We start from the raw sequence: 2,559 nt of genomic DNA, 5'->3' as shown, positions 1-2,559 counted from the left end.
GGATGGCAAGGTCGATGCGCAGCTGGTCGTGGCCGGCAATCACATCGAAGGCCAGGGCCAGATCGGTGCCACCGCAGCGGTCACGCTGCCTGCCAAGGAAGAGCTGCCGGGTGACACCGATGACCGCGCGATCACCGCAGCGTTCGATACCGGCGTGGCAGGCAAGGTACGGGTGCAGGGCAAGGACGGCGAGGAAATCGTCGCCGATCGCAATCTCAAGCTGGCCGGCACTGCAACCGTCGCCGCGCAGAACAGCGCGCTTGGCCTGGGCGGCCTGCTCAACGGCGTCGGCACTGCGCTCAACGGCGTTGGCAGCGCGGTCGGCAGCCTGCTCAATGGTGACCTCAACGGCACCGTCGGCAACCTGACCGGCGCCGTCGGTGGCCTGGTCGGCAATACCCTCGGCAGCCTCGGCCTGACCTCGCCGTCGGCCATTCCGCCGACCAGCCCGAAGGCGCCCGCCGCTGCCGACCCGAACGCGGGCCTGGTGATCGGTACCGGTGGCCTGGTGGGCGGTGTCACCGAACTGCTCGGCCCGACCACCGCCAGCCTGTTCGGCGGCACCGGTTACCTGTCCAACGGCAACCTCAAGCTCAGCACCGCCAACGTCATGCAGACCTATTCCACGGTCAACGTGCTCGGCCTGCCGGTGGTCAATGCAACGCCGGTCGGCACCACGCTCAACGGACTGGGTGGAGCGGTCACCGGTGGCAGCTCGCACCTGACCCTGATCGGTGGCGTCACCTCCGACAGCTACATCTACAACATCAACAACGGCAATCCCGGTGGCCTGCTCGGCCTGCTGCTGCCGACGGACTCGCCGGCCTGGGCGGCCAAGTGCCTGGACATCGCGCTGGCGGACATCTCCTGCTGGGCGGTCAACGCAGCGCAGGACTACCAGGTGCTGATGGGCGATGGCGCCTATGCCAACGGCTCCAAGGAGGTGGTGATCGGTGCCAACGCCCGCCATGAACTGCCCAAGGTCGATGCCAACGTCGCCTTCCCGGGCGCGGGCGCCAATGATCCGAGCGATCCGACCGGCGTTCCCACCGCCGACTATGCAGCACGCATGGGGCACTCGGTGGTGGTCGGCGACAGTGCCAGCGGCACTGCCAACGGGCAGACCCTGCTCGGCGCAGAGAGCACCTCCAACCAGGCCAACTCGGTGGCGCTGGGCTACCGCTCGGCCGCACTGCGCGGCGCGCAGGCCAGCTACAGCGCTTACGGCCTGACCACCGCACAGGTGTCGGCGGGCGAAGTGTCGGTGGGCACCGCAGGCGGTGGCGAGCGGCAGATCACCAACCTGGCAGCCGGCAGCGCCAACACCGATGCAGTCAACGTGGCCCAGCTGAAGGGTGCGATCAGCCAGATCGATGCGGTCGGCGCGGCGGCGGTCACCTATGACCTGGATGGTGCAGGCGACCCCGACTACCGCCGTGTCACCCTCGGCAATGGCACCGGCACCACCACCATCGGCAACCTGGCAGCCGGCGCGGTCAACGCCACCAGCAGCGAGGCGGTCAATGGTGCGCAGCTGTTCGCCAGCAACGACACGATGGCAAAGTTCTTCGGCGGACGCGCAGCGTTCGATCCGCTCACCAGCACGTTCACCGCACCGCTGTTCGAGATCAGCACCATCTCCACCGGTGGCGCCGTGGCCCCGGGGCTGTATGACAACGTCACCGACGCCTTCGATGCGGTGGATGGTTCGCTGGTCAACCTCAACACCCAGATCAACGACATCCGCAACACCGGCACCCGGTACCTGCGGGTGAATTCGACCGGTGCCGACGCCGTGGCCAGCGGCGCCGAAGCGATCGCCGTCGGTGCCGGTGCCAGCGCAACCGCCGCCAACAGCATCGCGGTCGGTGCCGGCAGCCTGGCCGACCGTGCCAACAGCGTGTCGATCGGTGCCGCGGGCGCCGAACGCCAGGTCACCAACGTCGCCGCCGGCACCGCCAGCACCGATGCGGTCAACCTGGGTCAGTTGCAGGCTTCCGAAGAGGGCGCGCTGCGCTACGACCTCAACGGCGACGGCAGCGTCAACTACGCAAGTGCGACGCTCGGCCAGTCCGGCACCGCCACCACGCTGCGCAACCTCGGCCCGGGCCAGATCAGCGCGGCCAGCAGTGAAGCAATCAATGGTGCGCAGTTGTTCGCGGCCAACCAGACGGTGGCCACCCACCTCGGCGGCGGCGCTGCAGTGGATGCCAATGGCGTGGTCACCGCGCCGACCTACACGCTCAACAACGTCGCCGCCAATGGCACGGTCAGCCAGGGCAGCTACAACGACGTCGGCACGGCCTTCGACGCGGTCAGCAATTCGCTGGCCAATGTGGCCGAGCAGACCGATGACCTGGACGCACGCGCCGTGAAGTACGACGTGGACGGGAGTGGCAACGTGGTCGATACCGTGACCCTCAGCGGCACCGGCGGTGCACCGGTGAAAGTCACCAACGTGGCCGCTGGCAGCATCCTGGCGGGCAGCAGCGATGCCATCACCGGCGACCAGCTGTTCAGCACGCACCAGACGGTGGCCAGCTACTTCGGTGGCAGCAC

Annotated in this window: 1 pseudogene; it reads left to right on the top strand. The window is 68.2% G+C overall.

What is annotated here, in order from left to right:
- Window positions 1-2,559: pseudogene (locus tag AC1VAN_RS18165) on the top strand (hemagglutinin); the annotation flags it as partial.

Source organism: Stenotrophomonas sp. 05L44_2, assembly GCF_056665995.1.
This window is presented reverse-complemented; position numbering and strand designations above follow the sequence as displayed.